The organism is Micrococcus lylae NBRC 15355 (genome assembly GCF_001570885.1).
Classification (GTDB): Bacteria; Actinomycetota; Actinomycetes; order Actinomycetales; family Micrococcaceae; genus Micrococcus; species Micrococcus lylae.
This window is the reverse complement of record NZ_BCSN01000094.1, coordinates 1-2,839: the sequence shown is the minus strand read 5'-3', so window position 1 is coordinate 2,839 and position 2,839 is coordinate 1. Positions and strand designations below refer to the sequence as shown.

The 2,839-nt window shown below is 71.0% G+C and carries 3 protein-coding genes and 3 tRNA genes; 5 read left to right on the top strand and 1 reads right to left on the bottom strand.

The window, feature by feature from the left end; all coding sequences use genetic code 11:
• Positions 1-151 precede the first annotated feature (151 nt).
• On the top strand, positions 152-1,132 hold the full coding sequence (locus tag MLY01S_RS11755; protein WP_067192389.1) for a universal stress protein: 981 nt from the start codon (positions 152-154) through the stop codon (positions 1,130-1,132).
• A gap of 179 nt (positions 1,133-1,311) precedes the next feature.
• Here the strand turns inward: MLY01S_RS11755 and MLY01S_RS11750 are convergent, their stop codons facing one another.
• On the bottom strand, positions 1,312-1,707 hold the full coding sequence (locus MLY01S_RS11750) for a metallopeptidase family protein (RefSeq protein ID WP_245232102.1): 396 nt from the start codon (positions 1,705-1,707) through the stop codon (positions 1,312-1,314).
• 111 nt (positions 1,708-1,818) lie between these two features.
• Here MLY01S_RS11750 and MLY01S_RS11745 point away from each other — a divergent pair.
• The 4 genes from MLY01S_RS11745 to MLY01S_RS11730 form a co-directional block, all read left to right on the top strand.
• Positions 1,819-1,891: transfer RNA gene (locus MLY01S_RS11745), tRNA-Glu, on the top strand.
• A gap of 133 nt (positions 1,892-2,024) precedes the next feature.
• Positions 2,025-2,098 (top strand) — tRNA-Asp (locus MLY01S_RS11740).
• 61 nt (positions 2,099-2,159) lie between these two features.
• Positions 2,160-2,235 (top strand) — tRNA-Phe (locus tag MLY01S_RS11735).
• A 346-nt stretch (positions 2,236-2,581) separates the two neighbouring features.
• Positions 2,582-2,839: BCCT family transporter (locus MLY01S_RS11730; RefSeq protein WP_174520658.1), on the top strand; the 258-nt coding region annotated here is incomplete at its 3' end.

Below are 2,839 nucleotides of genomic sequence, written 5' to 3'. Positions count from 1 at the left end.
GCCTCTGACCCCGCCTCTGACCCCGCCACCGCCACCGCCCCTGACCCCGCTCCTGAGACCCCGCCCTCAGGCCCCGCACAGGAGTAGTCTGGACGTGCACCGTCGGGGTCAGCGTGGATCCCGGCACCGCCGTCGCCGAAGGAGGCCCCGCATGCCCAAGGACCCGAACACCACCGCCCCCGCCGCCGGGGAGGAGACCGCCGACCGTCTGGGCGTCGTCGTGGGCGTGGACGGCTCGGACCAGTCAATCTCCGCGGCCCGCTGGGCCCAGCGTGAGGCCGGCGCCCGCGGCGTCCCGCTCACCCTCGTCACCGCCTACACCATCCCGGCCTTCTGGGGCTACGCCGGCGAGGTCGGCGGCCAGCTCGCCGACGACACCGCCCTGCGCGAGGGCGTCCTGACGATGCTGAAGTCCGTCGAGTCCAAGCTCGAGGCGGACGGCGTGCGCCCGACCCTGCGCGTGGAGATCGGCGACGCCGCCGGCGTGCTCGTGGACCTCTCCCGTGACGCGGACATGCTGGTCTCCGGCGCCCGCGGCCGCGGCGGCTTCCTGGGCCGCCTGCTCGGCTCGGTCTCCTCAGCCCTGCCGGGCCACGCGCACTGCCCGGTCGCGATCATCCCGGCCGGTGAGGACGCCTCCCGCGCCGGCGGCGACGCCGCCGTGGTGGTCGGTGTGGACGGGTCCGAGCAGGGCCGCGCCGCCGCCCTCGTGGCCGCGGAGGAGGCCCGCATCCGCCAGGCCCCGCTGCACATGGTCTCCGTGGTCCCGCCGGTGGCCGCGTCCACCGCGTGGCTGTCGGTCTCCGTGGACGAGCAGGCGATGATCGACGACCTCCAGCAGCGTCTCGAGGCCGGTGCCGCCTGGATGCGCCACGAGCACCCGGATCTGACCGTCACCACCGAGCTGCTGGACGGCGCCCCGGTGGAGGTCCTGGCCGCGCAGACCACGACCGCCCGCCTCACCGTGCTCGGCACCCGCGGCCTCGGCGGCTTCGCCGGCGCGCTGCTGGGCTCCACCAGCCAGGGCGTCTCCGTGCATGCCAAGGGCCCGGTGCTCATCGTCCCGTTCCGCGAGGACGACCGCCTGGCCTCCCGCAAGGACTTCGGTCCGCTGCTGGACCAGCAGGACTGAGCCTGCAGGGCCGCTTCCCGACGACGGCCCCTCACCGGCACGAGACCCCCTCGCCTTCCCCGGAGGACGAGGGGGTCTGGTCGTGTCCGGTCCGCTCCCGCCGGCGCGGCTCGGCGCGGTCCCGGGCAGGGGCGAGGGGACAGGAGGAGGGGAGCGGCCGTCGTCGGGAAGCTGAGGTGTCAGCCCCAGCCGAGTTCGTGGAGGCGGTCCTCCTCGATGCCGAAGAAGTGGCCGACCTCGTGCATGACGGTCACGGTGATCTCGTCCTCCAGCTCGGCGCGGGAGCGGCAGTGGCGGGTGAGCGGGCCGCGGAAGACCACGATCCGGTCCGGCAGCTGCCAGGGCATCTCGGCGCGCTCGGTGAGCGGGATGCCGTCGTAGAGGCCGAGCAGCTCGGTGTCCGGGTCCTCCCACGGTTCCGGCTCGTACTCCTGTTCGACCACCACGACCACGTTGGTGAGCAGCCGGGCGAGCTCGTCCGGGAACCGCGCCAGGGCGGCGGAGACGGCGTCGTCGAACTCCTGCTCCGTCATCCACTCGAGGTGCTCGTCGGGGGTGTGGTGCTCGGGCGTCACGGCGCTCCTGGGGCGGTCTGGTCGGGTCCGGTGCGGGCCGCCGGGGATTTGCGGGGCCTGGAGGCCCACTCTAGACTCAGGGGGTCCGCCACGCGTGCGCGCGAGCGGCAGGCCCCCATCGTCTAGTGGCCTAGGACACCGCCCTTTCACGGCGGCGACACGGGTTCGAATCCCGTTGGGGGTACGCCTGGCCACCCGTTGTGTGCAGCGTGGTGGAGATCACCTCTCTGCCGATTTGGACAGGTGGGAGACTCCCTGGTAGAGTTTCTACTCGTTGCGAAGGGCCGAAGAGTCCTCCGAAGCGATAAAATGAACATGGCCCTGTGGCGCAGTTGGTTAGCGCGCCGCCCTGTCACGGCGGAGGTCGCGGGTTCAAGTCCCGTCAGGGTCGCTCGGATGTTCCGACCACCGGAATGCCGGTGACGGAGGATCTTGGTGACGATGAGTCATCGGGCTCTGTAGCTCAGTTGGTAGAGCGTTCGACTGAAAATCGAAAGGTCACCGGATCGACGCCGGTCGGAGCCACCACGTCAGAAGGAGGCCCTCGCGGAAGCGGGGGCCTCTTTCGTTATGTGCGGGGGGCGGCGCGTGAGACGTCCGGGCCTCAGTACTACTTCGAGATCTACTGCAACTGATCTCCTCCCAGGGTCCCGGTCCTCACGCGAGGGCCGGGACGTCTGTGCGGGCGCGTATTGTACGCTCTGCGCGGGTGACGTGATGCCGTTCACCCGAACGTGGCATTGCGGAGCCACGGCAACTAGTGTCATAAGGCGTGACTTCCACTCCGCCTTCATCGAACAGCACTGATTCATCGACCCCGCCGGGAGATCGCCCGGCCTCTGACGCCGCCGTGGATGCGGCCACCGCCCCCGGCGTGGACGGCAGCACCGACATCACGCCCGAGCGGCCGCACGGCTCCGACGTCGAGCTCGTGCCCGGCACCGGAAAGCTCAAGGGCTGGGTGTTCTGGCCCTCCGCCATCGTGATCCTCGCCTTCGTGGGCGCCACCCTGGCGTTCCCGGAGCCGATGGAGACCGCGATCGGCTCGGTGCAGTCCGCGATCATCGCGAACTTCTCCTGGTGGTACGCCCTGGTGGCGCTCATCTTCGTCTTCTTCTGCCTGTACTTGGGC

Bases quoted from the DNA above. Each gene is read 5' to 3' on its own strand.
- MLY01S_RS11755 (WP_067192389.1), top strand. From the start codon at position 152: ATGCCCAAGGACCCGAACACCACCGCCCCCGCCGCCGGGGAGGAGACC.